This window comes from Stenotrophomonas sp. ZAC14D2_NAIMI4_6 (genome assembly GCF_003086875.1).
In the GTDB taxonomy this organism is placed as follows: domain Bacteria; phylum Pseudomonadota; class Gammaproteobacteria; order Xanthomonadales; family Xanthomonadaceae; genus Stenotrophomonas.
The window spans coordinates 1102848-1128017 of sequence record NZ_CP025996.1; the positions used below are offsets into that span (position 1 = coordinate 1102848).

The 25170-nt window shown below is 68.3% G+C and carries 30 protein-coding genes; 10 read left to right on the forward strand and 20 right to left on the reverse strand.

From position 1 onward, the window contains the following. Nucleotides 1-7: 7 nt before the first annotated feature. From lptB to C1933_RS05020, 5 genes are all read right to left on the reverse strand, one after another. Entirely contained in the window at nt 8-727 is a 720-nt protein-coding gene (gene lptB, locus C1933_RS05000) for an LPS export ABC transporter ATP-binding protein (protein ID WP_108748804.1), read from the reverse strand. Then, nucleotides 727-1242 (reverse strand): lipopolysaccharide transport periplasmic protein LptA, encoded by a 516-nt coding sequence (gene lptA / locus C1933_RS05005; protein WP_108752378.1) that lies wholly within the window; start codon nt 1240-1242, stop codon nt 727-729. The genes lptB and lptA overlap by 1 nt, the downstream gene beginning before the upstream one ends. Before the next feature lie 105 nt (nt 1243-1347). Then, nucleotides 1348-1923: an LPS export ABC transporter periplasmic protein LptC gene (gene lptC, locus C1933_RS05010; protein ID WP_108752379.1), complete on the reverse strand. Its 576-nt coding sequence runs from the start codon at nt 1921-1923 to the stop codon at nt 1348-1350. Then, nucleotides 1920-2468, reverse strand: a complete 549-nt coding sequence (locus C1933_RS05015; RefSeq protein ID WP_108752380.1) for an HAD hydrolase family protein — start codon at nt 2466-2468, stop codon at nt 1920-1922. Before C1933_RS05015 ends, lptC begins: the two co-directional genes overlap by 4 nt. A gap of 51 nt (nt 2469-2519) precedes the next feature. After that, nucleotides 2520-3521, reverse strand: coding sequence for a KpsF/GutQ family sugar-phosphate isomerase (locus tag C1933_RS05020; protein ID WP_108752381.1), 1002 nt, complete (start codon nt 3519-3521; stop codon nt 2520-2522). Between the two features lie 54 nt (nt 3522-3575). Here C1933_RS05020 and C1933_RS05025 point away from each other — a divergent pair, with 54 nt between their 5' ends. The 3 genes from C1933_RS05025 to C1933_RS05035 are packed head-to-tail and all read left to right on the forward strand — an operon-like array spanning nt 3576 to nt 5416. Then, nucleotides 3576-3806, forward strand: coding sequence for a BolA family protein (locus C1933_RS05025; RefSeq protein ID WP_108748809.1), 231 nt, complete (start codon nt 3576-3578; stop codon nt 3804-3806). Nucleotides 3807-3827: 21 nt separating this feature from the next. After that, nucleotides 3828-5102 (forward strand): UDP-N-acetylglucosamine 1-carboxyvinyltransferase, encoded by a 1275-nt coding sequence (gene murA / locus C1933_RS05030; protein WP_108752382.1) that lies wholly within the window; start codon nt 3828-3830, stop codon nt 5100-5102. Next, nucleotides 5099-5416, forward strand: coding sequence for a hypothetical protein (locus C1933_RS05035; RefSeq protein ID WP_108748811.1), 318 nt, complete (start codon nt 5099-5101; stop codon nt 5414-5416). Before murA ends, C1933_RS05035 begins: the two co-directional genes overlap by 4 nt. Nucleotides 5417-5502: 86 nt before the next feature. On the opposite strand, the gene C1933_RS05040 is transcribed toward C1933_RS05035, so the two are convergent. The 6 genes from C1933_RS05040 to purM all read right to left on the reverse strand — a co-directional run bounded on the left by C1933_RS05040 (nt 5503) and on the right by purM (nt 9728). Further along, nucleotides 5503-6186 carry a DUF3108 domain-containing protein gene (locus C1933_RS05040; RefSeq protein ID WP_108748812.1) on the reverse strand — a complete coding sequence of 228 codons (684 nt, stop codon included), beginning with the start codon at nt 6184-6186 and terminating at the stop codon, nt 5503-5505. A gap of 2 nt (nt 6187-6188) precedes the next feature. Beyond that, a complete protein-coding gene (locus C1933_RS05045; protein ID WP_108752383.1) occupies nt 6189-6992 on the reverse strand; it encodes a DUF3108 domain-containing protein in 804 nt (267 codons plus the stop codon). 67 nt (nt 6993-7059) lie between these two features. After that, complete coding sequence (gene purN / locus C1933_RS05050) at nt 7060-7713, reverse strand: phosphoribosylglycinamide formyltransferase (RefSeq protein WP_108752384.1); 654 nt, start codon at nt 7711-7713, stop codon at nt 7060-7062. After that, nucleotides 7710-8147: a hypothetical protein gene (locus tag C1933_RS05055; protein WP_108752385.1), complete on the reverse strand. Its 438-nt coding sequence runs from the start codon at nt 8145-8147 to the stop codon at nt 7710-7712. Before C1933_RS05055 ends, purN begins: the two co-directional genes overlap by 4 nt. 7 nt (nt 8148-8154) lie before the next feature. Continuing rightward, nucleotides 8155-8649, reverse strand: coding sequence for a hypothetical protein (locus C1933_RS05060; RefSeq protein WP_108752386.1), 495 nt, complete (start codon nt 8647-8649; stop codon nt 8155-8157). Nucleotides 8650-8669: 20 nt separating this feature from the next. Next, on the reverse strand, nt 8670-9728 hold the full coding sequence (gene purM / locus C1933_RS05065) for a phosphoribosylformylglycinamidine cyclo-ligase (RefSeq protein WP_108748817.1): 1059 nt from the start codon (nt 9726-9728) through the stop codon (nt 8670-8672). Between the two features lie 112 nt (nt 9729-9840). Here purM and C1933_RS05070 point away from each other — a divergent pair, with 112 nt between their 5' ends. From C1933_RS05070 to hda, 3 genes are read left to right on the forward strand one after another with little or no spacing between them, the layout of a single operon-like run. After that, on the forward strand, nt 9841-10968 hold the full coding sequence (locus C1933_RS05070) for a DUF2066 domain-containing protein (RefSeq protein WP_234414654.1): 1128 nt from the start codon (nt 9841-9843) through the stop codon (nt 10966-10968). Continuing rightward, nucleotides 10965-12137, forward strand: coding sequence for an AI-2E family transporter (locus tag C1933_RS05075; protein WP_108748819.1), 1173 nt, complete (start codon nt 10965-10967; stop codon nt 12135-12137). Before C1933_RS05070 ends, C1933_RS05075 begins: the two co-directional genes overlap by 4 nt. Beyond that, the gene (gene hda, locus C1933_RS05080; RefSeq protein ID WP_108754742.1) at nt 12137-12844 is read left to right on the forward strand and encodes a DnaA regulatory inactivator Hda; all 708 of its coding nucleotides are present in this window, start codon (nt 12137-12139) and stop codon (nt 12842-12844) included. The genes C1933_RS05075 and hda overlap by 1 nt, the downstream gene beginning before the upstream one ends. Before the next feature lie 476 nt (nt 12845-13320). Here the strand turns inward: hda and murU are convergent, their stop codons facing one another. The 4 genes from murU to C1933_RS05100 form a co-directional block, all read right to left on the reverse strand. After that, on the reverse strand, nt 13321-14031 hold the full coding sequence (murU, locus tag C1933_RS05085) for an N-acetylmuramate alpha-1-phosphate uridylyltransferase MurU (RefSeq protein ID WP_108752388.1): 711 nt from the start codon (nt 14029-14031) through the stop codon (nt 13321-13323). A 10-nt stretch (nt 14032-14041) separates the two neighbouring features. After that, nucleotides 14042-15067, reverse strand: a complete 1026-nt coding sequence (locus C1933_RS05090) for a phosphotransferase (protein WP_108752389.1) — start codon at nt 15065-15067, stop codon at nt 14042-14044. 57 nt (nt 15068-15124) lie between these two features. Next, the gene (locus C1933_RS05095; RefSeq protein WP_108748822.1) at nt 15125-15394 is read right to left on the reverse strand and encodes a GlsB/YeaQ/YmgE family stress response membrane protein; all 270 of its coding nucleotides are present in this window, start codon (nt 15392-15394) and stop codon (nt 15125-15127) included. Between the two features lie 70 nt (nt 15395-15464). Beyond that, a complete protein-coding gene (locus C1933_RS05100) occupies nt 15465-16958 on the reverse strand; it encodes a M20 family metallopeptidase (RefSeq protein ID WP_108748823.1) in 1494 nt (497 codons plus the stop codon). Between the two features lie 126 nt (nt 16959-17084). On the opposite strand from C1933_RS05100, the gene C1933_RS05105 reads away from it, so the two are divergent. From C1933_RS05105 to C1933_RS05120, 4 genes are all read left to right on the forward strand, one after another. Next, complete coding sequence (locus tag C1933_RS05105) at nt 17085-17483, forward strand: helix-hairpin-helix domain-containing protein (protein ID WP_108752390.1); 399 nt, start codon at nt 17085-17087, stop codon at nt 17481-17483. Between the two features lie 335 nt (nt 17484-17818). Further along, on the forward strand, nt 17819-18895 hold the full coding sequence (locus tag C1933_RS05110) for a L,D-transpeptidase (protein ID WP_108752391.1): 1077 nt from the start codon (nt 17819-17821) through the stop codon (nt 18893-18895). A gap of 17 nt (nt 18896-18912) precedes the next feature. After that, nucleotides 18913-19626: a murein L,D-transpeptidase catalytic domain family protein gene (locus C1933_RS05115; protein ID WP_108752392.1), complete on the forward strand. Its 714-nt coding sequence runs from the start codon at nt 18913-18915 to the stop codon at nt 19624-19626. 22 nt (nt 19627-19648) lie between these two features. Next, nucleotides 19649-20254 (forward strand): HutD family protein, encoded by a 606-nt coding sequence (locus C1933_RS05120; RefSeq protein WP_108754743.1) that lies wholly within the window; start codon nt 19649-19651, stop codon nt 20252-20254. A gap of 58 nt (nt 20255-20312) precedes the next feature. On the opposite strand, the gene C1933_RS05125 is transcribed toward C1933_RS05120, so the two are convergent. From C1933_RS05125 to C1933_RS05145, 5 genes are all read right to left on the reverse strand, one after another. After that, nucleotides 20313-21917 (reverse strand): sulfite reductase subunit alpha, encoded by a 1605-nt coding sequence (locus C1933_RS05125; protein WP_108752393.1) that lies wholly within the window; start codon nt 21915-21917, stop codon nt 20313-20315. Then, nucleotides 21914-22885 carry an FAD:protein FMN transferase gene (locus tag C1933_RS05130; protein ID WP_108752394.1) on the reverse strand — a complete coding sequence of 324 codons (972 nt, stop codon included), beginning with the start codon at nt 22883-22885 and terminating at the stop codon, nt 21914-21916. Before C1933_RS05130 ends, C1933_RS05125 begins: the two co-directional genes overlap by 4 nt. A gap of 54 nt (nt 22886-22939) precedes the next feature. Then, complete coding sequence (locus C1933_RS05135) at nt 22940-23743, reverse strand: DUF4198 domain-containing protein (RefSeq protein ID WP_108752395.1); 804 nt, start codon at nt 23741-23743, stop codon at nt 22940-22942. Nucleotides 23744-23859: 116 nt separating this feature from the next. Beyond that, the gene (locus C1933_RS05140) at nt 23860-24378 is read right to left on the reverse strand and encodes a DUF2271 domain-containing protein (protein WP_108752396.1); all 519 of its coding nucleotides are present in this window, start codon (nt 24376-24378) and stop codon (nt 23860-23862) included. A 29-nt stretch (nt 24379-24407) separates the two neighbouring features. After that, nucleotides 24408-25046, reverse strand: coding sequence for a PepSY-associated TM helix domain-containing protein (locus C1933_RS05145; protein ID WP_108748831.1), 639 nt, complete (start codon nt 25044-25046; stop codon nt 24408-24410). Nucleotides 25047-25170 lie beyond the last annotated feature (124 nt).

The window sequence follows — 25170 nt, forward strand, 5'->3', positions numbered from 1 at the left end:
GGCCGCCTTACAGCTTGAAGGAATCTCCAAGGTAGACGCGACGCACGTCTGCGTTGTCCAGGATCGCCTCGGGCGAACCCTGGGCCAGCACGGTGCCCTCTGCGAGGATATACGCGCGGTCGCAGATTCCCAAGGTTTCGCGCACATTGTGGTCGGTGATGAGTACGCCGATGCCACGCTGCTTCAGGTGGGTGACGATGCGCTGGATTTCGCCCACCGAGATCGGGTCGACGCCGGCGAACGGTTCATCCAGCAGGATCAGGCGCGGCTTGGCGGCCAGCGCGCGGGCGATCTCGCAGCGGCGGCGCTCGCCGCCGGACAGGCTGGCGCCCAGCTGTTCGGACACATGGCCCAGCTGCAGTTCGTCCAGCAGGCTGTTCAGTTCGCGCTCGCGGCCGGCCGAATCCAGATCGTCGCGCAGCTCCAGCACCAGGCGCAGGTTGTCGGCCACGGTCAGCTTGCGGAACACCGACGGTTCCTGCGGCAGGTAGCCCACGCCCTGCTTGGCACGGGTATACATGGGGTCGTCGGTGATGTCCTGGCCGTCCAGCACGATGCTGCCGGCATCGGCCGCGACCAGGCCCACGATCATGTAGAAGCAGGTGGTCTTGCCGGCGCCGTTGGGGCCGAGCAGGCCCACCACTTCACCGGCGTCCAGGGTCAGGCCGAAATCCTTGACCACTTCGCGCTGCTTGTAGCGCTTGCGCAGGCCCTTGGCGACGAGCATTACTTCTTGCCCCCGGCCGGCGCAGCCGGCGTCTTGTTCTTGGGCGGAATGACCGTGCGCACGCGGCTGCCGTCGCCGCCGGAATTCATCTCGCCGCTCTTCATGTTGTAGACCATGCGCTGTCCGGCATTGGTGCCGCGCGCGCTGGTGACCTTGTAGTTGCCGGTCAAAGTGACGGTATCGCTCTTGACGTCGTAGTCGATGTTGTCGGCCACCGCATCGACCCAGGTGCCGTCATCCAGCTGCTGCTTCATCTTGGCCTGCTTGCCGGTGAACACGGCGCGGACCGCTTCGCCGTCCTTCATGTAGATCTCGGCCTGGGCCGAGCGCAGGTCCAGGGTGCCCTGGGTGATCACCACGCCCTGCGACAGGGTGGTCTTGCCGTCGCCGGTGAGCGAACCGGACTGCGCACCGGCGTCGATGTGCATGTCTTCGTTGCGGTCGCTGGATTTGGCGAAGGCGGCGCTGGGGACAAGAAGACCAAGCGCGAGCACGGCTGCAAAGGGAATCTTCATCGGGGTCCGTTCTACCGGTGGGAGGCGCCCGCGGGTAAGCGGGCGGCCGGGTGGGTGCTGCTGGCGCTGCGCCTGTCGGGAAGACGTCGCGGGCCGGCGGCGGAATCAGCGCTTGGGCGTGTAGCGGCCCTTGGACTGGCTGAGGAAATGATACGTGTTGTTCTTCGAATCCACTTCAAAGCCCACGCCGGACTGTTCCATGCCCGGTCGGGTCATGGTGACCAGCGCGTCGGTGCGCGCACGGTTCTCTTTCGGGAACACGTCCAGGTGGTCGGTGCGGAAGGTGGTGGGCACCACGCCGGGGGCGACCGGGCTGTCGCCGGCCACGTTGCCGCGCAGCTTCATCTCATCGCCCTTGGCGCTGAGCCAGCCGGTCTCGGCGCGCAGCGTCCAGTGCCGGCCCTCGGCATCGGGCATTTCAAACAGCGGCGTGGCGATGTTGATGGTCTGGTCGCCGCGCTGGCGTTCCAGCAGGGGCGCGCGCAGGGTGGTCGATTCCTTGCCCTGGTCGTCCAGGGCCACGATCTGGAAATCGTGCAGGATGTAATCCACGCCAGCGTCCTGGCCTTCGCTCACCGGGCCCTTGTCGCGGTTGCGCAGGGCGGCCCAGCTGCTCAGCAGCGCCGCCAGCAGCAGGCCGACGCCAAGCACGGTACGCCAGTTCACGCGTGCGATATTCATGCGCCGAACCTTGCCAGCACGGCGTCCACATGGCCCTGCGCGGCCAGAAGCACATCGCACAGCTCGCGCGCGGCACCACGGCCGCCCTCGCTGCGGGTCTGCCAGTGGGCGCGTTCGGCGATCCAGGGGTGCGCGTTGGCCGGGGCCACGGCCAGGCCGACCGCGCCGATCGGGGCCAGGTCGGGCAGGTCGTCGCCCATGAAGGCCACCTGGTCCAGGCCGATGCCATGCTGGGCGCACAAGGCCTGCACGCTGGCCAGCTTGTCGCCCACGGCGATCTGGGTGTCGATGCCCAGATCGGCGCCGCGCTTGAGCGCGGACTGGCTGTTGCGCGCGGTGATGAGCACGGGGTGGATACCGTGCTGCTGCAGCAGTTTCAGGCCCAGACCATCCTGCACGAAGTACGCCTTGCTCTCGTTGCCGTCCTTGTCGTAGTACAGCCGACCGTCGGTGAGGGTACCGTCCACGTCGAAGCAGGCCAGGCGGATGCGGGCCGCGGTGGCAAGCAGATGGGCGGGGAAGGCGGGCAGGGGGGACCAGGGCATCAGGGTGTCGGACTCGGTGTTGGTATCTGAATGGGGTCTACGGACTATTGGTTAAACCACCCGGGCCCGCAACAGGTCATGAATGTTCAGCGCGCCGACGGCCCGGCCCTGCTCATCGACCACGATCAGGCCGTTGATCTTGTGGGTTTCCATCAGGCGCGCCGCTTCCACGGCCAGCTGGTCGGCGCCGATGGTGCGCGGGCTGCGGGTCATGATGTCGGCGATGCGGGCGGTGCGCACGTCCAGCGCGCTGTCCAGTGCGCGGCGCAGGTCGCCGTCGGTGAACAGGCCGATCAGCACGCCCTGGGCATCGACCACGGCGGTCATCCCCAGCCGCTTGCGACTCATCTCCATCAGGGCTTCGCTCAGGCTGGCGCCGGCGTCCACCTTGGGCAGGTCCTCGCCGCTGTGCATCACATCGGTGATGTGCAGCAGCAGGCGGCGGCCCAGGCTGCCGGCCGGGTGCGAGCGGGCGAAGTCATCGGCGGTGAAGCCGCGCGCGTCAAGCAGCGCCACGGCCAGCGCATCGCCCATCACCAGCGAGGCGGTGGTGCTGGAGGTGGGGGCCAGGGCCAGCGGGCAGGCTTCGGCCGGCACGCTTACGTCCAGGTGGATGTCGGCGGCGCTGGCCAGGCTGGACTGGGCGCGGCCGGTCATGGCGATCAGGGTGTTGCCCTGGCGCTTGAGTACCGGCAGCAGCATCAGGATCTCGTCCGATTCGCCTGAATAGGACAGGGCCAGCACCACATCGTCCTGGGTGATCATGCCCAGGTCGCCGTGGCCGGCTTCACCCGGGTGCACGTAGAACGCGGGGGTGCCGGTGGAGGCCAGGGTGGCGGCGATCTTGCGGGCGATATGCCCGGATTTGCCCATGCCGGTGGCGACCACGCGCCCGCGGCTGCCCAGGATGGTCTGGCAGGCCTGCTGGAAGGCCTCGCCCAGGCGCCCGGCCACGGCCTGCAGGGCCTGCTGTTCGATCTCGAACACGCGCTGGCCACTGGCCACCAGGGCAGCGGGATCGACGGAACGGGAAGGCAGGGGGGACTCGGCCATGCGGACGCCACGCAGCGGAAGTAGAATGAGGGCTCATTTTATTAGGAAAGCCCGTTGGACGCCGACACCATCCGCAACCTGATCGAAACCGGCCTGCCCGGCGCCCGCGCCGACGTGCGTGGCGACGACGGCGTGCACTTCGAAGCGACCGTGGTCAGCGAGGCCTTCGCCGGCAAGATGCCGCTGGCCCGCCACCGGATGGTCTATGCCACCCTGGGCGACCTGATGGGCGGCGCGATCCACGCGCTGGCGCTGAAAACCGTGACCCCGGCCGAAGCCGGCTGAACCGCAGAAGATTCCCTATACATGGCCAAGATCGTTGTGACCGGCGGCGCTGCGCTGCACGGTGAAGTGAGCATCTCCGGCGCCAAGAACGCCGTCCTCCCCATCCTCTGTGCAACCCTGCTGGCCGACGAGCCGGTGGAGATCACCAACGTGCCGCACCTGCACGATGTGGTCACCACGGTGAAGCTGCTGGGCGAGCTGGGCGCCAAGGTCACCATCGACCAGGGCACGCTGTCGCGCGGCAGCGCGATCGTGGTCGACCCGCGTTCGGTGAACCAGCACGTGGCACCGTATGAGCTGGTCAAGACCATGCGCGCCTCGATCCTGGTGCTGGGCCCGCTGCTGGCCCGCTTCGGCGCTGCCGAAGTGTCGCTGCCGGGTGGCTGCGCGATCGGTTCGCGCCCGGTGGACCAGCACATCAAGGGCCTGCAGGCGCTGGGTGCGGACATCGTGGTGGAAAACGGCTTCATCAAGGCCGCCGCCAAGCGCCTGAAGGGCGGCCACTTCACCTTCGACATGGTCAGCGTGACCGGCACCGAGAACGTGCTGATGGCGGCCGTGCTGGCTGAAGGCACCACCATCCTGGACAACGCCGCGATGGAACCGGAAGTGACCGACCTGGCGCACTGCCTGATCGCGCTGGGCGCGAAGATCGAAGGCGTGGGCACCGCCCGCCTGGTGATCGAAGGCGTCGAGCGCCTGACCGGTGGCCGCCATGAAGTGCTGCCCGACCGCATCGAGACGGGCACCTTCCTGGTGGCCGCGGCGATGACCGGTGGCAAGGTGACGGTGAACCGTGCGCGCCCCAACACCATGGATGCGGTGCTGTCCAAGCTGGTGGAAGCCGGTGCGAAGATCGAGACCACTGAGGATTCGATCACCCTGGACATGCAGGGCAAGCGGCCGAAGGCAGTGAACCTGACCACCGCGCCGTACCCGGCGTTCCCGACCGACATGCAGGCCCAGTTCATGGCCTTGAACTGCGTGGCCGACGGCGTGGGCGTGATCAATGAAACGATCTTCGAAAACCGTTTCATGCACGTCAACGAACTGCTGCGCCTGGGTGCGGACATCCAGATCGAAGGCCACACCGCCATCGTGCGCGGTGCCGAGCGCCTGAGCGGTGCGCCGGTGATGGCCACCGACCTGCGTGCATCGGCGTCGCTGATCCTGGCCGGCCTGATGGCCGATGGCGATACCACCATCGACCGCATCTACCACCTGGACCGCGGCTACGAAAACATCGAAGAGAAGCTGTCTTCGCTGGGCGCCACCATCCGGCGCGTGACCGCATGATCCTGCGCGGCAGGTTCACCCGCCGCCGCAAGGCGCTGCTGGCCCTGGTGCTGCTGGCGCTGGCGTGGCTGGGCTATGCCTGGTACGCCAACCTGGCCATCACCAAGGGCATCGAGCAGAAGGACATGGACTGGAACGGTGACGGCACGGTGACCCGTGACGAGATCATCCAGTCGTTCTACGCGGTGGCGGTGAATGACAGCCAGGACGGCAACCGGCACTGCCGCACGTTCGTCTGGCGCGGCACCGGTGAGCAGATCCGCGTGGACTGCCGCACCGAGTTCAAGCCGGCCGCGGCCGAGGAAAAGAAATAAAGAAAACGCCCGCGCAAGCGGGCGTTTTTCTGTGTGGCGCCAGGGGTCGGATCCCTTTCCATCGGAAAGGGATCCGACCCCGGCGGTCAATTCATCGCCTTGATGGTCAGGTCCAGCGCGTCGCGGCCGCTTTCCTTCTGCAGCATGCGCGCCGGCACCGGGAATTCCGGCACGATCCAGGCGATCAGTTCCTTGTTGCCGTCCACGCGCGAGACCTTGGTGGCCTGGTAGCTCTTGCCGCCCACGGTCACCGCTTCCTTGCCCACGATCTTGTAGGTCATGTTCTTGATGCGGCCTTCGTCCACCATGCGGTAGGTCAGCGGCTTGCCGGCAGCCAGGTCGCGGGCGATGGCCAGGTTGATCAGCAGTGCATCCATGTCGCCGGCCTTCAGCGCGATGGGGCCGGCGCGGTCGGGCTTGATATCGCCGGTCCAGGTGGCCTGGTTGCTGCTCCAGTTGTAGTTGGCCTGCACGTTGCGCTTCTTCACCAGCAGCGCCGAACGGTCCTGGCTGCTGAGCGGACGCAGCTGCCCGCGCACTTCCTCGAACACCGTGCTCTGGCTCAGGTCGGCCAGCTGGTTCTTCACGTTCAGGCTGTAACGCCACTTGTTGGCGCCTTCGCTGGCCAGGGTCATGGTGCCGTTGGCCTGCATGCCCATGTAGCTGGCCAGGTAGTCGGCCTTGAACGGCTGCAGCGCCATGGCCGGCAGGCTGGCGACGGACAGCGCGGCCGCGGCGATCCAGGTCAGGGGGCGGGTCAGGGTCTTCATGCTCACACTCCTTGGTATTCGATCAGGCGCAGGTCCACGCGGTCCTCGCCATCTTCGCGTTGCAGGATGCGCACCGGCGTGGGGACACCGTTGGCGATCCAGAGAATGGTTTCGTTGCTGCCGCCGTTGGTGCGGAACACCCGCAGCGCGTTGTAGGACAGATCGCCGACGGCCACGTTCTCGGTTTCGGCGGCGGCCTGGTAGTCGTGCTGGCGCACCCGGCCCATGTCGACATAGCGGTAATGCATGGTCGCGCCCGGGCGGGCGTCACGCATGATCGCCAGGTTGATCAGCAGGGCACTCTGGTCACCGGCCTGCAGCGGAATGGGCTGGGCGCGGTCTTTCTTCACATCGCCGCTCCACTGCGCGGTGCCGGCCTGCCAGTTGTAGGTGCCCACCGCCTTCTTGCCCAGGAACAGGCCCTTGCGCACCGTGCTCTGGCTGAGCGGTGCATAGGCGCCGGCGCGTTCCTCGAACACGGTGCTCTGTTCGATGTTCAGCCCCAGCACGCTGGCAAAGCCGCGGCGGCCGACCACCTGCATGTCCACCCGCCACTGGTTGCCGCCGGTGTGGGTGACCTGCATGGTGGCATCGCCGGCCTCCTTGCCCTTGTAGAAGGCCTGGTAGGTGGCGCTGAACGGCTGCAGCGGCGGCGGTTCCCAGGCCAGTGCAGGCGGCATGGGCACCGCCGGCGCGGCGGGTACGGCGGCAGGCGCATCCGGGGGCGTGGCCTGTCCCCAGGCCGCACAGGCGAGCACAGCAATCGGCAGCAGCAGGAATTTGCGCAACAACGGCGTGGTCTTCATGGCGGGCAGGAACCGCAGGAGGGGGCAGGATGCCAGCCCCGCAGTCAGCAGGGCGTGTGCACGGGCGTTACCGGTTCAGGTTCCCGGCGGAATCTAGGGCCAGCGGGTTAAACAGGGGGTGACCGTCGAACTGCGGCTGCCCCTGCCGTTCAGCCAGGCGCCCCTGGCACAGCAGCGACAGGGTGGCGATCAGCAGCGGGTGCTCCACTGCCAGCACCCGCGTGGCCAGGGTCTGCGCGTCATCGCCGGCCAGCACCGGCACCCGTGCCTGGGCCAGCACTGCGCCGGCGTCCAGTTCGGGCACCACGAAGTGCACGCTGGCCCCGGCTTCGGCATCGCCCGCTTCCAGCGCGCGGGCATGGGTGTGCAGGCCCTTGTACAGCGGCAGCAGCGAGGGATGGATGTTGACCAGGCGGCCACTGAAGCGCTGTACGAAATCGGCGCCAAGGATGCGCATGTAGCCGGCGCAGACGATCCAGTCCGGTGCGAACCCGGCCAGGGCATCGCCCAGCGCGGCATCGAACGCGGCGCGGTCGCTGAAGTCCTTGGGCGAACGCGCCCAGCGCTGCGCCGGCGCCACGTTCAGCAGTGCGGCCGCGTCGGGCTTGTCCGACAGCACTGCCACCACCTGCGCGTCCAGCCGGCCCGCCGCGATGGCGTCCAGGATGGCCTGCAGGTTGCTGCCCCGGCCCGAGGCGAGTACGGCAATGCGTGCGGTCATGCGACGACGGCGCTACCGGGGGCGACGAACCGTGCAGTCACGTCCGGGCGCAGCAGCACCACCAGGGCGTACACGCCCAGGCCGATGCCGAGCGCACCGCCCAGGCAGGCGGCGCCGGAGGCGACCAGGCAGAGGGTGCGCCGCTGCCGGTCACCCAGTGCGCGCGCGGCCACCAGGCTGAGCACGGCGAACGCGCCGATGACCACCGCGAAACCGGCAAACACCACCGCCAGCAGCAGCGGCGAGGCATTCGGGTCGGTGCTGCGGCTTTCGCTTACGTAGCCGCCCACCGCGCCCAGCAGGAGCAGCAGGCACAGCAGCACCTGCACGCCGCCATAGACGTAGAACAGGATCTTCAGCGTATGCAGGTGGCCATTGATCTGGATGTCGGTCCAGCCACGGGGAGCGTTCAGCGGGGGCGGTACGGCGGCCATGGCGGTCTCAGCGGCGGGTGGGGGCGTTGGCTTCGAAGGCGGCCTTCACCTGCGGCCGCAGCAGCACGATCAGGGTGAACACGCCCAGCACGGTGCCGAACGGGGTGAACAGGCAGGACACGCCGGCCACCACCAGGCACAGCAGATAGCGGCGGCGCTGCTGCAGACAGCGCCCGGCCCAGGCGATGCACGCCGCCAGCGCAAGGCCGCAGGACACGATGCCGCCGCCCATGACGATGAACATCCAGCCCATGAAGCGCTGTTCCTGCAGCGAGGTGGGCTGGCCGTTGGAGTTCATCGGCAGGGTGCCGTTGAGCATCAGCACGCCCATCACGATGTGGAACACGAAGATCAGCGCGAACACTGCCGCCAGCCCCGCCACCACGTAGTGGAAGATCGACAGCAGCCGCAGGTGGTTGCTGTCCTCGGCGGTGAGCACCGGCGCCGCGGGGGCGGGCGCCGGCGGCGGCAGGTCGTTGGCGGTAGGGGGCAATGCGTCCATGCGGGCTCCTTTGTGCCGGATCAGCCGATGCGGACGCGTTCTGCGCCGGCAGCGGGGGTGACCTGGCCGATGGTCCAGTGCTGCAGGCCCTGTGCCTGCACGGCGGCGGACACGGCGGCGACCTGGTCGGGGGCAACGATCAGCACGAAGCCGATGCCGCAGTTGAAGGTGCGCCACATTTCGCTGTCCACCACGGCGCCTTCCTTCTGCAGCCACTGGAACACCGGCGGCAGGGTCCAGGACGAGGCCTGGATATCCAGGCCCAGGCCTTCGGGCACCACGCGGATGATGTTCTCGGTCAGGCCGCCACCGGTGATGTGGGCCATGCCGTGGATCGCCTCGCCGTGCGACTTCAGCAGCGACAGGATCGGCTTCACGTACAGGCGGGTCGGCGCCATCAGCGCATCGACCAGCTTCACCCCGTCTTCCAGCACCAGGTCGGCCGGCTGGCCGGCGCGGTCATAGATGCGGCGCACCAGCGAGTAACCGTTGGAGTGCGGACCGGAGGAGGCGATGCCGATCAGCACGTCGCCGGCGGCCACGCTGGCGCCATCCTTCAGTTCGCTCTTTTCCACGGCGGCCACGGTGAAGCCGGCCAGATCGTATTCGCCCGGGGCATACATATCGGGCATTTCAGCGGTTTCGCCGCCGATCAGCGCGCAGCCGGCCTCGGTGCAGCCGTTGGCAATGCCGCCCACCACCGCCGCAGCGGTGTCGATGTCCAGCTTGCCGGTGGCGAAATAGTCCAGGAAGAACAGCGGTTCGGCGCCCTGCACCAGCACGTCGTTCACGCACATGGCCACCAGGTCGATGCCGATCGTATCGTGGCGGTTCAACTGGTGGGCCAGCTTCAGCTTGGTGCCCACGCCGTCGGTGCCCGACACCAGTACCGGCTCGCGGTACTTGTTGGACAGGTCGAACAGGGCGCCGAAGCCGCCCAGGCCGCCCATCACTTCCGGGCGGAAGCTGCGCTTGACCAGGGGCTTGATCCGCTCGACCAGCTCGTTGCCGGCGTCGATGTCGACACCCGCATCACGGTAGGTGAGGGGGGAAGGGGCGGAAGACGGGGTGTTGGTCACGGGCGTCGGCGCTGGCAGGGGTTGAACGGGCGATTTTAACAGGCCGGATTGGCGCACAGGCCGTATTCGGGCAACAATTCCCCCCGGATACGTCGAGCCAATGGATGTCCTGATGCGCCGCAGCCTGTTTCTCCCCCTGCTTCTGGCCCTGAGCCTGCCGGTGGCCACGATGGCCCAGAGCGGCCTGCGAACCGAAGGCGATGTTGCTACCGCCAGCGGTGCCTATGAAGCCGAAGTCCCGGTCAACAGCCAGGCCGAGGGCGACCGCAATGGCGGCCTGGCCCGTGCCCTGGGCGTGGTGCTGGGCAAGCTGTCCGGCGACCGCAGCGCAATGAGCCGCCCGGGCGTGGCGCAGGCGCTGCGCAACGCCAAGGACTACGTGGCCAGCTACGACTACAAGCAGGACCAGAGCGTGGGTGCCAGCGGTGCCCCCAGCTACCGCACCCTGCTGGTCGCGCGCTTCCGCGAAGACGATGTGGATGCGCTGGTCTCGGCCCTGGGCCTGCCGCTGTGGCCGCAGCCGCGGCCCAAGCCGGTGGTCTGGATGGCCGTGGACGATGGCAGTGGCCCGCGCCTGGTCAGCGTGCAGCAGGCCAACGCCGCCCGCCCGCTGCTGAACCGCGCCATCGAGCGCGGCTACAAGCTGGGCCTGCCCAGCGGTGGCGCGGCCGAACAGGCGCTGGTGGGGGCCATCTGGCGCCAGGACAGTGCCGCGGTGGCCCGCGCTTCGTCGCGCTACGCCCCGCCCATGCAGCTGATCGGCAAGCTGTACCGCGCCAACGGCGGCTGGCAGGCCGACTGGGTGTTCGTGGACAACGGCCGTGAACTGAACAAGTGGACCAGCAAGGACGCCAACGCCATGCGCGCGATGGCCGCCGGTGCCGACGGCGCCGCCGATGCGCTGGTGAAGCGCTACGCCAAGGCGGGCGCGGCCACCGGCCAGGCTGGCAGTTACCGCGTGGTGGTGACCGGCATCAACGGCAGCGATGATTACCTGCGCCTGGCCGCGGGCCTGCGCGAAGTGCCGGTGGTGCGCAATGTCACCCCGCTGCGCGCCACGGCCGACCATCTGGAACTGAACCTGGAAATGACCACCGGCCTGGCCGGCTTCAACCGCATGCTGGGCGACAACGGCGTGCTGGTGCCCTCGGCCACGCTGCCGGCGCTGCCCACCCCGCTGGATGACAGCACCGGTGCGCCGGCGGCACCGCCGGTCAGCAACGAGTACCGCCTGCGATGATCCTGAGCCCGGAGGCGGAAATCGCGCAGTTCCTGCGGCGGCTGAAGTACGTGGCCGTGGCCCTGATGGTGGGCTGGGTGGTGTGGCTGCTGGCCCCCATCCTGACGCCGTTCGTGCTCGCCCTGGCGCTGGCCTGGCTGGGCGACCCGCTGGTGGACCGGCTGGAGGCCCGTGGCCTGTCGCGCAATACCGGCGTGGTGCTGGTGTTCGTGGCGATGGTCCTGCTGATCACCGGGCTGATGCTGGTGCTGGTGCCGATGATCGAGCGGCAGATCACCACCCTGGTGGCGGCCGTGCCGCAGGCGCAGGCGTGGCTGATGCAGAAGGGCATTCCGTGGTTCGAGCAGAAGACCGGCCTGGAAGTGATGCAGTGGATGGACCCGGACCGCCTGATCGAATGGGTGCGCAGCCACTGGCAGCAGGCCGGCGGCTTCGCCACCACGTTCATGGGCTATGTCTCGCGCTCGGGCTTCACCGTGGTGACCTGGGTGGTGAACCTGGCACTGCTGCCGATCCTGGCGTTCTACTTCCTGCGTGACTGGGACAAGCTGGTCGAGCGCGTTGCCTCGGTCATTCCGCGCAACCATATCGGCACCATCAGCAACCTGGCGCGCGAATCCAACGATGTGCTGGGGGCGTTCATCCGCGGCCAGTTCCTGGTGATGGTGGCGCTGGGGGTGATCTACGCCGCCGGCCTGTCGCTGGTCGGGCTGAAGCTGGGCCTGCTGATCGGCCTGGTGGCCGGTCTGATCAGCTTCATTCCCTACCTGGGCGCGACCACCGGCATCGTGATGGCGGTGGTGGCCGCGCTGGTGCAGGCGCAGGGCATAGACCTGAAGCTGCTGCTGCTGGTGGGCGTGGTGTTCACCGTGGGCCAGCTGCTGGAAAGCTACGTGCTGACCCCGCGCATCGTGGGCGACAAGATCGGCCTGCACCCGGTGGCGGTGATCTTCGCGGTGATGGCCGGTGGGCAGCTGTTCGGCTTCCTGGGCATGCTGCTGGCGCTGCCGGTGGCGGCGGTGAGCAACGTGCTGCTGCGCTATGCACACCAGCGTTACCGCCAGAGCGAGCTGTACGCGGGCGAGAAGCCGTCCATCGTGCTTGATGGCGTGGTCGATGCGCCCCATATCATCGTCACCCCTTACGAGAACGGCCCGGACCCCAGGTGATTGGTGTGCCGCAACTTCCGCTGGCCCTGCATTACCCGCGGGACCAGCGTCTGGAAACCTTCATCGGCGCGCCGGATGGCGCGCTGGCGCAGCTGCGTGCGATCGCGCTGGGCGCCAGCCACGATTGGGTGTACCTGGAAGGCGCGGCCGGCACCGGCAAGACCCACCAGGCGCTGGCGATGTGTTCGACCGCCGAACAGGCGGGCCGGCTGCCGACCTACGTGCCGCTGGCCAGCGTGGCGGGCCGGGTGCGGGTGGCACTGGAAGGGCTGGAACAGCGCGAGTTGATCGCTCTGGATGGCCTGGATGCCGTGGCCGGAAACCGCGAGGACGAGGTGGCGCTGTTCGACTTCCACAACCGCGCGCGCGCGGCCGGGGCGACGGTGCTGTACACCGCGCAGTCGGCGCCGGGCGAGCTGGGCCTGTTGCTGCCGGACCTGCGTTCGCGGCTGGGGCAGTGCGTGCGCGTGCTGCTGCAGCCGCTGGACGAAGAAGGCCGCGCGGCGGTGTTGCGCGAGCGTGCGCTGCGGCGTGGGCTGGCCATTGATGAGGCGGCCATCGAGTGGCTGCTGTCGCACACCGGGCGCGAGCTGGGTGGGCTGATTACCCTGCTGGACTGGCTGGACCGGGAATCGCTGGCGGCCAAACGCAGGATCACGGTGCCGTTCCTGCGCCAGGTGCTGGAAGAAGGCCGCCCGCGTTACTGAGGGTGGGGTTTTTTTGTTGCAGGGCTGCTGCCCTGCACCCGCTGAAGATCAAGTGCAACAGCTGGCTTCCTGGGGGGGGCGGGGCGCTGTGGGCTTGCAGGACACGCCGTAAACCCATCCATGGGGGCTCGTAGGCGCCATCCATGGCGCCTGCGGTCCTGCAAGCCCACACCGCCCCACCTCTGACAGCTCCCTGCGGCTGTTGGTAGGTGTCGACCTTGGTCGACACAGATGAGCGAGCGCAGCGAAGCGACCCGCTTCTGCTTTTCTTTTTCTTTTCCGTGGCTGGACGCCCACGGAAACTGTCAGAGGCCGGGCGGGGTGGGTTCGCGGGGGTGTCCGCGGCATGGATGCCGCGGCCAAGCCCCCATGGAAGGGTTTACGGCGTCCCCCGCGAACCCACCCCGCCCGGCCAGGCGCGGCTTTGTAGTCGAGCAAGCTCGACTCTACCGATCAGGCGCCCAGCCACGAGGGGCTCAGCCGTTGGCGGTCAACTCCGCGTCCAGCGCGCGCAGGCGATCGACCGTGCCGACGTCGGTCCAGCGCCCGCGATGGTGCTGTCCTGTCATCAATCCCTGGGCCATGAAATGCTTCTGCAGCGGGACCACCGAGAACTTCGGCGGCACCCGCTCGCTGCCCGCGGCATCGCCGATCACCGCGCGCCAGTCGGCCACGATCGATGGCCGGTACACGCCGATGCCGGCATAGGTCAGGCACGGCCCGGCACGGTCGTGGTGCAGCAGGCCCTGTGCATCCAGCCGGTAGTCGCCCTGCGGGTGCTGCGTGGGGTTGTCCACCAGCACCAGGTGCGCCTGGCCCTGCGGCTCGCGCGGCAGCGTGGCGAAATCGAAGTCGGTCCAGATATCCCCGTTCACCACCAGGAACGGTGCATCACCCAGCTGCGGCAGGGCATTGAGGATGCCGCCACCGGTTTCCAGCGGCGTAGCGCCTTCGTGTACGAAGTGCAGGCGCAGGCCCCATTGGCTGCCATCGCCCAGCGTGGCCGGGAACTGCTCGGCCAGCCAGGCGGTGTTGACCACCACCTCGCGTACGCCCAGCGCCGCCAGGCGTTCCAGGTGCCAGACGATCAGCGGTTTGCCGGCCACCGCCAGCAGCGGCTTGGGCGTGTGCAGGGTGAGCGGACGCATGCGCTCGCCCAGGCCGGCGGCAAAGATCAGGGCCTTCATCTCAGCGCCTTCAGCGGGCCACGCGCAGCGGCGCGGCGTGTTCGGCCAGTGCCGGCTTGATCCGCGTTTCCAGCAACTGCTGCAGCGGCGCCAGTTCGCGGTAGCGCGGCAGCACTTCATCCAGATAGCCGATGAAGCGCGGCACGTCGTCCAGGTAGTGGCCCTTGTTGTCGCGGTAGCGCAGGCGGCTGAAGATGCCCAAGCACTTCAAGTGGCGCTGCACGCCCATCCAGTCGGCGTCGCGCAGGAAGGTGGCGCGGTCGGGCACCGGCAGGCCGGCCGCCTGCGCGCGCTGGTGGTACAGCGCCAGCCAGCCGTCCACGCGCGGCAGCGGCCAGCTCAGGAAGGCATCCTTGAACAGACTGACCGCGTCGTAGGCGATCGGGCCCCGTACCAGATCCTGGAAGTCGAGAATGGCCGGGCCGTCGTCCACCGGCATCAGGTTGCGCGGCATGTAGTCGCGGTGGGTCATCAGCTGTGCCTGGCCCAGCGCGTTGTCCATCAGGCGGCGCTGCACCAGCTGCAGTGCTTCGGCTTCGCCACAGTCCAGGGTGATGCCCAGGTGGCGCTGCAGGAACCATTCTTCGAACAGGCCGGCATCGCGTTGCAGCAGGGCCTCACCGAAGTGGCCGAAATCCTCGGGTACGGCAATGGCCTGCAGGCGCAGCAGCTGGTCAATCGAGCGCTCGAACCAGGCATCGGCATTGCGTTCGTCCAGCACCTTGGCCAGGGTCGGCCCGCCCAGGTCTTCCAGCAGCAGGAAGCCGGCGTCCAGGTCCTGGGCCAGCAGCCCGGGCACGCGCAGGCCGTGGTCGTGCAGCAGCCCGCGCATGCGCAGCCAGGGCTGCGGATCTTCCAGGCCGGGCGGGGCATCCATCACGATGTGGCTGCCGCGCGTGCTGGTGGTGCGCCAGTAGCTGCGCAGGCCGGCATCGACCGAAGCGCGTTCGACCACCGCGTGGGCGTCGTCCAGCTGGGTGCGGGCCCACTGCAGGCGCTGCGCGCTGCGCTGGGGATCGGAAGCAGGTTCGGTCATGCAGGCGGTTCCGGGCGCGCCAGGCGCGCCACGCTCAGGAAAGAGGAGAGGGGGATGTCAGCGGCGTGGGCTGAACAGGCGCATCAGGGCCAGCACGGCCACCGCGCCGACCACGGCACCGAGGAAGCCGGCCGGCTCGCCGGGGCGGTACCAGCCCATGTACTGGCCGAACCACCCGGCCACCAGCGCACCGACAATGCCCAGCACGATGGTCAGCAGGCAGCCCATGCGGTTGTTGCCGGGCATGAAGAAGCGCCCGAGCAGGCCGACGAAGAAGCCGACCAGCAGGATGTACAACCAGCTGCTGCTGCCGAAAAGACCATTCATGCGCGTGGTTTCCGCTGGGGGTGGACGCAGCCTAGCAAGGCCGGGCTGCGTCCGTCACGGTGTGCCCGAATCAGCAGCAGCCGTGGTCGCCGTGGCGGGTGCCACTGTCGGCGGCCACCGGCGAACCGCTGGTCTCGCCGCGCAGGCTGGCAGCGTAGTGTTCGCTGATGACCTTGGACACGCAGGCGGTGACCTTCTTGCCCATCGGAATGTGCAGGAACTCGTTCGGGCCGTGGGCGTTGGAGTGCGGGCCGAGCACGCCGGTGATCATGAACTGCGCGCCCGGGAACTTCTCGCCCAGCATGCCCATGAACGGGATCGAGCCGCCTTCGCCCATGTACATGGCCGGCTTGCCGAAGAACGCCTGGCTGGCATCGTCGATGGCCTGGGTCAGCCACGGCGCCATGGCCGGGGCGTTCCAGCCGGTGGAGGCCTTTTCCAGGTCCAGGGTGACCTGTGCGCCGTTCGGCGGGTCGCGCAGCAGCGCTTCCTTCAGCAGTTCGCCGCAGGTCTTGCCGTCGGCGGTGGGCGGCAGGCGCAGCGACAGCTTCACCGAGGTCTGCGGACGCAGCACGTTGCCGGCCGATTCCAGCGGCGGCATGCCGCCGATGCCGGTGACCGACAGGGCCGGGCGCCAGGTGCGGTTGAGCACCAGCTCGGCCAGGTCGTCGTTCATCGGGCGCAGGCCGTCGACCATCGGGAATTTCTCGAAGATCTCGGTATCGACCACTTCAGCGGCGCGCTTGGCCTGTTCCTGGCGCTCGGCCGGGATCTCCACGTTCATGCCGTCGATCAGGATGCGACCGGTGTCCTGGTCCTCGATGCGCGACAGGATCTGGCGCAGCAGGCGGAAGCTGGACGGGATCACGCCGGAGGCATCGCCGGAATGCACGCCTTCGTTGAGCACCTTCACGGTGAAGTTGCCGCCGGTCAGGCCGCGCAGCGAGGTGGTGCACCACAGCTGGTCGTAGTTGGCGCAGCCCGAATCCAGGCAGACCACCAGCGACGGCTTGCCGATGCGGTCGGCCAGATGGTCGACGTAGGCCGGCAGATCGTAGCTGCCCGATTCTTCGCAGGCTTCGATCAGCACCACGCAACGCGCGTGCGGCAGGCCCTGGGCCTGCAGGGCCAGCACGGCGGCCAGCGAGCCGAAAATGGCGTAGCCGTCATCGGCGCCACCGCGGCCGTACAGCTTGTCGCCGCGCAGCACCGGGGTCCACGGGCCCAGGTCGTCGTCCCAGCCGGTCATTTCCGGCTGCTTGTCCAGGTGACCGTAGAGCAGGATGGTGTCGTCGCCGGTTTCCGCGCCGGTGGCTGGAATTTCCAGGAAAATCAGCGGGGTACGGCCTTCCAGGCGGACCACTTCGACCTTCAGGCCGGGCAGCTGCTGGGCCTTTGCCCAGTTTTCCATCAGGGTGACCGCCTGCTCCATGTAGCCGTTCTGCACCCAATTGGCGTCGAACATCGGCGACTTGTTGGGAATGCGGATGTAGTCGACCAACTGCGGGACGATTTCGCTGTCCCACTTTTCATTGACGAATTGGCCGAGCTTGGCGCTGTCCATCTGAAACTCCGGTTGCATGGCTGATCCGCGCATTCTACGCCTGTGATGGGGGTAGGGTTTTTCCTACACGACGTCGGGTAGTTGGCTGGCTTTTAGAAATCTGTGAAACCGATAGGCTGTGCACATGTGGTGACGGACACTGTTTCGGCCGACGGGATTGCCGGTCGGGACGGCCAGAACCACAAGGAGATACACGTCGTGCCTTGGAGTGTCGTGTTAAGGGCGCTGGTGCTGGGAATGTGGATGCTGGGGGCGCAAGCCGCCGAGCCCGTCGACATCAACCGGGCCGATGCCCAGGCGCTGCAGCAGGGACTGTCGATGGTCGGGGCCAGGAAGGCTGCGGCAATCGTCGAGCACCGGCGCACACACGGCCCGTTTCACCGCGTAGAGGATCTGGCGCAGGTGAAGGGGATAGGGACAGGAATCGTTGAACGGAATCGACAGCGGATCACCGTCGGCAACAGGCTGTTGCCCGCGGATCCGGTACCCGGATCGGTACCGGTGCGAACCGTACCCAGGCGATGACAACAGGATCGTCGGAACCGGCAGGAGGCTGGTTCACTGGTCGCGGACAGGAAGGCCGTGACCACCGACCGTCGCACGGAGGCGACACCAATCACCAGGATGGTGGCATCACAGACCTGTGGAAGGGGCTGAGATACAAACAGGACAGACGCGGCCGCGTGCAGGACGCAACATTCCCATACCGCAGGACGCGGGGAATGGCAGCAGGCCGACAGGGACGTGACGATTGCCCGGTACGACACATGGTGGTGTCGCCGGGCAATTTCTTTTTCTGCGCACGGCCACGACGTGGCGATGGTGTAGCGTGGAGGCTCCCCATGGAATGGAGCCACCGGATGTCCCTTCATCGTCTTGCGTTGCCGTTGCCGTTGGCGCTTGCCCTGGCCTGTGCCACCAGTGCGGTCAGCGCGGCCACGCCTGCCGCTGCAACGGCTACGGCCAGCGCCGAGGTGCGCGGGCCGACCGATCTGAAGCCCGGCGAATATCTGTGGCACCCGGAAATCTCGCCGTCCGGCCCGATCGTGCTGGTGGTCAGCCTGGATGAGCAGCGCGCCTATGTGTACCGCAACGGCATCGCGATCGGGCTGAGCACGATCAGCTCGGGCAAGACCGGGCACGAAACGCCCACCGGTGTGTTCACCATCCTGCAGAAGGACAAGGACCACCGCTCCAACCTCTACAACAGCGCGCCCATGCCCTACATGCAGCGGCTGACCTGGGACGGCATTGCCCTGCACGGCGGCAGCCTGCCCGGTCACCCGGCCTCGCACGGCTGCGTGCGCCTGCCGCAGGCCTTCGCGCAGAAACTGTTCAGTGCCACCCAGCGCGGCGACACGGTGGTGGTGGCCGATGCCAAGAGCGCGCCGATGACGTTGGCCTACCCGGCCGTGCTGGCGCCGGTGAATGCCAAGGGCCAGGCGCTGCCGGACGGCGAAGCAGGCAGCGCTGCCGCGGCGTGGTGGAACGATGCCGCCGCGCCTGCCGGCCAGGTCGGCATCCTGGTCAGCCTGCAGGACCAGCGCCTGTATGTGCTGCGCGATGGGGTGATGATCGGCGAATCGCCGCTGCGCGCCGACGCCTTGCCGGCGTTCCAGGGCACCACGCTGTTCGTGATGGGGCAGGGCTACAGCGATACGCCCAGCCCGCTGGATGCACAGCAGCGCTTGCACCAGTGGACGGCGTATCCGCTGCTGGGCCAGGACAGCGCGCGGGCCACGCCGGACCTGCTGGCCACGCCCTCGCTGCCGATGGCGCTGCCGGCCGATTTCGCCCACCAGCTGTACCAGGTGCTGGTGCCCGGCACGACCCTGCTGGTGACCTCGCTGCCGGCGGTACGCCCAAGCGCGGCTGAATCGGGCATGCAGCCGGTGTTGGAATCGGAACCGGCCGCGCCCACGTCGAAGAAGTCCTGAGCAGATTGCCGTCACCCATGAACGTTTCACGCACGTGCTGGCGGGCCGCTGGCGGCCTGCTGGCGATCCTGGCCGGTGCGGCCTCTGCCGCCGCACCGCCGGCGGCGGCCACCGCCAGCACCGAAGACCTGACCGCGCTGCTGGCACGCACCGCGCCCAATGCCGACCGCCAGGTACTGAAGCTGGCGGCAACGGCGTTGCGTTGTTCCCTGCGGCGACCAGAGCTGGGCGTCAGCGGCGAACGGCTGGCGGTGATTGATTACTCGCGGCCGTCCACCGAGCAGCGGCTGTGGGTGTTCGACCTGGCACGCCAGCGCCTGCTGTTCGAGGAGTGGGTGGCGCATGGGCGCAACAGCGGTGGCAACCGCACCGAGCATTTCTCCAACCGCGATGGCAGCTTCATGTCCAGCATCGGGGCCTTCACTGCGAAGGAAACCTACATGGGCGGCAACGGCTATTCGCTGCGCCTGGATGGGCTGGAGCCGGGCTACAACGACCTGGCGCGCGATCGCGCGATCGTGATCCACGGTGCGCCCTACGTGAACCCGACGGTGGCGCGGCTGCAGGGGCGGCTGGGCCGCAGCCTGGGCTGCCCGGCGGTGCGGCTGTCGGTGTCGCGGCCGCTGATCGATGCGCTGCGCGGTGGCGCCCTGGTGTTTGCCTACTACCCCGATCCGGACTGGCTGAAACATTCCAAGCTGCTGGACGGTGGCTGTGGCGGCGCGAGCTGACGCACGCACCTACAATGCGGGCATGGACACCGATTCCCTGCTGCACACCCCGAGCCAGGTGATTTCCAGCCTGGACTACCGCCGCGAACGCTGGCGCAATGGTCTGGGCTGGACCCGCGAGATCCTGCGCCTGCCGGCGCAGGGCGATGATTGGGCGCTGCGCCTGTCGGTGGCCGAGATCGAGCAGGATGCCGCGTTTTCGGCGTTTCCCGGGGTGGAGCGCGAGCTGGTGCTGCTGCATGGCAACGGCGTGCGCCTGCGCTTCGAAGATGGCCATGTGGCCGAGGTGCTGCCGCCGCACAGGCGCGTGCGTTTTGCGGGCGAGCAGACGCTGCAGGGGGAACTGGTGGATGGCCCCACCCACGATTTCAACCTGATGTGGAAGCGCGATGTGCTGCAGGCCGAGCTGCTGCACCGGCCGCTGGTGGGATCGATGTTCTTCTTCTGCGAACCGGGCGTGGCCTGGGCGCTGTACCTGCTGGCCGGGCATGCCGACTTCGGCGCCGACAGCAGGCTGCCGCCGCTGCAGGCCGGGGATACCGCATGGTTGGCCGCCGGTGAGCGCCAGCGCCACGCGTTGCAGGGCGGTGGTGAGTTGTTGGCGATACGGGTAACGAGCGTAGGGTAACGCCGGGCCATGTGTGGATGGGGTCAGAGCCCTTTCCTGCGGAAAGGGATCCGACCCCTCAGTACACGTCGCGGCGGTAGCGGCCGGCCAGCAGCAGTGCTTCCTTGCCCTCGGCACCCAGCACCTGCTCGATCACTGCATCCACTGCCGGGGCCATGCCCTGCAGGCTGCCGCAGACCAGGATCGTGGCGCCTTCATCGACCCACTGCCGCAGCGTTGCCGCTTCGGCCAGCAGCCGGTCCTGTACGTAGCGGTGCGCGCCGCCATCACGGCTGAACACCGTATCCAGCCGCTGCAGCGTGCCATTGCCCAGCAAGGCCTGCAGTTCCTCGCCGAAGTGGAAATCGTGGGCCGCCGAGCGTTCGCCGAACAGCAGCCAGGTGCGCTGCGCGCCGGCACGGGCACGTTCATGCAGGTGTGCGCGCAGGCCGGCGATGCCGGTGCCGTTGCCGATCAGCAGCAGGGGCACGTTGGCGGCCACGCCATGGAAGTTGTCGTTGCGGCGCAGGCGCAGTTGCACCGGTTCGCCGATGGCGGCGTGGTCGCACAGCCAGCCACTGCCGATGCCCGCTGTACCGTCGGCACGCAGCTGGCGGCGCAGCAGCAGTTCCAGCGCGCCATCGGCCATCACCGATGCGATGGAATACTCACGATGCGGCAGCGGCTGCAGTGCCGCCAGCAGGCCGGCAAGGTCGCCGCGTGCAACCAGGTTGGGCAGGTGCGAACGCGCAACCCGGTCGAGCAGGGTCTGTCCGTCGTCCAGCTCCAGCGCCGGATCGAAGCCGTTCGACTGCAGCCAGTCGCGCGTGCTGTGCGCGGCGTGCTGTGGCCCGACTTCGGCGATGTCGCCGGCCTGCCACGGCGCATCGCTGCCCGCCGGCGGCTGCAGGCGCAGCCAGTACACCGGCCCGCCCAGGCTGCCCGGATTGAGATGCGCGCGCTGCAGCAGCGTCCAAGGCTGATATTCGGCCGGGCTCCAGTCGGGCAGTTCGCTGGCACCACCGCCGATCTGCCCCAGCAACTGCTGCCAGTGGCGCAGTGCGGCCGGGTCGGCATTGTCGACCTCGACCACATCGAACATCGGATGGGCGCCGTGCTGGCGCAACCACGTATCGAGCTGGTGGCCGAAGGCGCAGAAGTGCCCATAGCTGCGGTCGCCCAGCGCCAGCACGCCGTAGTGCAGGTGGCCCAATGCAGGTGATGCGCTCATCGCGCCGCGCAGGAAGGGCAGGGCATGGTCGGGCGCATCGCCTTCGCCGGTGGTGCTGGCAATGAACAGCACACGGGTGCTGTCGGCCAGCAGGGTGGCATCCACTTCATGCAGGCCGCGCAGGCGCACTGGCAGCCCGGCCGCGCGCAGGGCCTCGGCGCTGCGTTCGGCCAGCTCGCGGGCGAAGCCGGTCTGGCTGGACCAGACCAGCAGCAAGGGTGCGGCACCATCGGCGCTGCGGTCGTCGCGGCGGCGGCCACGCCACCACACTGCCGTGCAGGCCAGCGCGTACAGCACCAGGGCGATCAGTGCGGCATGCCAATGGCGCGGCGTCGGTGCGCCCTGCCACCAGGTTTCCCCCTGGTGCAGGCGCAGCAGGGCGATGGCGGCCACGGCCAGCAGCGCCAGCACCAGCAGATTTCCCAGCAGTGCGCGCGAGGGACGGCGGCTCATGCGGCCTGCTCGTCCAGCAGGCGCTGGAAGGCGCTGCTCAGATGTTCCTGCGGGCCACCGGTACTGCGCTGCAGGTAGCGCACGGCCAGCCCCTCGCGCTCGGCCAGTGCCATGCCGGCGGTCTGGCCCAGCACGGTGAGCGCGGTGGCCCAGGCGTCGGCGTGCATGGCATCGTCGGCCACCACGGTCACGGCCGCGGCGACCTGGCGTACCGGCATGCCGGTGCGCGGGTCCAGGCTGTGGCTGTAGGCCTGGCCATCAGTGCTGTACTGGTGCCAGCGGTCGCCCGAGGTGGCCACCGCCTTGCCGTGCAGCGCCAGCACGCGCGGCGGAAGCTCGCTGGCGGCATCTTCTTCCGGCGCCGATTCCACCAGTACGCGCCATGGCTGGCCGTCGGGCTTGTGGCCATAGCCGGCCAGCTCGCCGCCCACTTCGATCAGCGCCGCATCGATCTGCTGGCTGCGCAGCCACGCTGCGACATGATCCACGCCGAAGCCTTTGGCAATTGCCGACAGGTCCAGTTCCAGCCCGCCCGGTTGCAGCAGCGCGTCGCCCTGCCACTGCAGGCGCTGCCAGCCGCAGCGCGCGCGCGTGGCCTGCAGCACATCGGTGCTGGGCAGGTTGCGTGGACCGGCATGCGCGCCGAAGCCCCACAGCGCCACCAGCGGGCCCACCGTGGGATCGAAGGCGCCGTCGCTGGCGGTGGCGATGGCCTGCGCACAGGCCAGCACGTGGCGGGTTTCAGCCGGCAGCACGCAGTACTGGCCCGCCGGCGCGCGGTTGTAGCGGCTCAGGTCGGAACCGGGTTCCCACGTGCTCATCTGCGCGACCACGTCGTCCAGGCGGGCCTGGATGCCCGCATGCAGCGGGTGCAGGTCACGCTGGCGCGGCGCCACCAGCGAAACGCTCCAGGTGGTGCCCATGGTGGTGCCACCCAGGCGGGCGATGTCGAGCGAGGTATCGGTCATGTCAGGCGGTGCAGGCGGCGGCACCGGAAGCGTCCCGGCACCGCCGCGATGTGGTTACTGCGGCAGGACTTCCAGCGTAGCGACGTAGCTCAGGCGGCGCTTGGCGGCCTGCTTCACCGAGGTCTTGTTGTCCTCGGTGCCGGTTTCCAGCCAGTACATGCCGGCTTCCGACCAGGTCACCTTGATCTCGCCCTTGGCGTCGCTGGTCACCTTCAGTTCGTCCTGCGCATTGCGGTAGCGGGTGGCGCCGCGCACGATCTCGAAGTCCAGGCCGGCAGCCGGCTTGCCATCGACCAGCACGCGGAAGGTCGATTGCTCACCGGCGAACAGATCGTTGGGGTGGCCGACGGCCACCAGTTCGATGCCGCGGTTGGTCGGCTTCAGCGCGGTGTCGTTCGGCGCGCCGTTGGTGACGAAGGTTTCCACCCGGCCCACCGACTGGCTTACTTCCAGCTTCTTCGCATCCTTGGGCAGTTCGCCGAAGGTGGCGGCGGTGCCGCGCCAGCGCTTGCGCTCGCCGTTCAGTTCGTAGGTGGCGAACAGGCCATCGTTCACCGAGGCGATGCGGTAGGTGCCCTGCTGCTTCAGTTCGATGTCGAACACGCTGCGGTACTTGCCGGTGGCCGCATTCTGCGGCTGCACGGTGCTGCCGTCCGGCGCGGTGATCACCAGCGATTCCAGGCGCAGCGGCACGTGGTTGAAATAGAACAGGTCGTTGGACACGGCGCCATCGACGGTGATCCACGGCGCGTTGCCGGCGATCACGGTCTGCGAGGGCAGCAGCCAGGCCTTGTGGGCCAGGGCGGAGAACGGAAGAGCAGCGGCCAGGGCGGCGGCTAGGACGAGCGTGCGCTTCATGCGGAAGACTCCAGGGACGTTGGGTGGGTGGGGTCAGAGCCCTTTCCGCTGGAAAGGGATCCGACCCCGGGGTCGGATCCCTTCCGCAGGAAGGGCTCTGACCCCGGAAAGGGGAATCAGGGCTTCACAGCCAGGGTGACCAGGCCCAGTTCGGTGGCGCCCTGCGCCTTGCCGTTCTGTGCGGCGGTGGCCGGCCAGGTGAAGGGGATCTTCAGCAGTTCGCGGCCGCCCACTTCGCGCACCGCTTCCACCACCAGGGTGTAGTTGCCGGGGGCCAGCTGCTTCAGCGCCGGCTGCTTGTCGGTGAACGACAGCGCGTGCTTGCCGGCCGGGCGGGTGGGGCCGGTCACGCCGTCCACCGGCACCTGCAGGGTGCGGCCGCTCTTGCGCCACCACTGGCGCAGGTCGGGCAGCCACTTGGTGCCGTGGCCTTCGCTGTTGCTGGTCTGCTGGTACCAGACCGACAGGTTGGCGGCGACCTTCTGGTCGGCCCCTTCCAGCCACACCGCCACGTACGGGCGGTGGTATTCGGCCACGTTGAGCTTGGGCACTTCAACGTTGATGTCCAGCGTGGTGGCGTAGGCGGGGCTGGTGGCCAGCAGGCCGCTGAGGGCGATGGTGAGGGTGACGCGCATGGGGCGGCTCCGAAGGGAATGGTTGGAAGTCAGTGGATCAGCAGCAGGGCGATCAGCAGCGGAATCATCAGGCCCAGGCCGACCAGCGGCCAGGTCATGCGCCGCTGCCGCGCATGCAGGTGCAGCAGGAACAGGCCGGTGATGCAGAACACCAGGCAGGCCACCGCGAACAGGTCCAGGAACCAGCCCCAGGCCGGGCCGGCATTGCGGCCCTTGTGCAGGTCGTTGAGGTAGGACACCACGCCGCGCGAGGTGGATTCGTATTCCACGGCGCCGGTCTCGCGGTCGATGCTCAACCAGGCATCGCCGCCGGGGCGCGGCAGCGACAGATAGATTTCTTCGGGCGACCATTCGGCCGGGCGGCCGCCGATGGCAATGCCCAGCTGCTGGTCCAGCCACTGCCGCGCCGGGCGCGGGATCGGCGCGTTGCCGTCTTCGCGCGTGCCCAGCTGGGCCAGCAGTGCCTGCGGCAGTTCCAGCTGCTGGTTCTGCACCTGCGGCTTGGCTTCGATCTTCGCCGCATGGTTCAGGGTCAGGCCGGTGGCCGCGAACAGCAGCATGCCGATCAGGCATACCGCCGAGCTGATCCAGTGCCACTGGTGCAGGGTACGCAGCCAGAAGCCACGGCTCTGTTGCTGCTGCACGGTGGACGAGGCAGGACGGCTCACGGTGTTTTTCGGGGCAGGTGAAGACCACCCATTACAGCATTAATGAGAATGGCTCGCAATTAGGTGTCGTTGTGTATCCCGCGCGGGTAGATCCACGCCATGCGTGGATGGAGCGGTGCCGACC